General features: G+C 62.3%; 1 protein-coding gene. It reads left to right on the forward strand.

Going from position 1 to position 273, the window contains the following annotated elements; genetic code table 11:
- The coding region (locus SB756_RS30045) for an FHIPEP family type III secretion protein (protein ID WP_410913234.1) at positions 1-273 on the forward strand (273 nt) is incomplete at both ends.

Raw genomic sequence — 273 nt, forward strand, 5'->3', positions numbered from 1 at the left:
CTCCCATGAGCTGATCGGCCATGAGGAAGTCCAGCAATTGATGGGGTTGCTGGCCAAAGCCTCGCCAAAACTGGCCGAAGAGCTGGTGCCGGGGGTGCTGTCGCTGTCGCAGTTGCTCAAAGTGCTGCAGGCGTTGCTCGCCGAGCAAGTGCCGGTGCGCGACATTCGCAGCATCGCGGAAGCCATCGCCAACAATGCCGCCAAGAGTCAAGATACTGCCGCTCTGGTGGCCGCCGTGCGCGTCGGCTTGTCCCGTGCCATCGTGCAAAGCAT

It is taken from the genome of Pseudomonas sp. SIMBA_068, from assembly GCF_046534705.1.
Lineage (GTDB): Bacteria > Pseudomonadota > Gammaproteobacteria > Pseudomonadales > Pseudomonadaceae > Aquipseudomonas > Aquipseudomonas putida.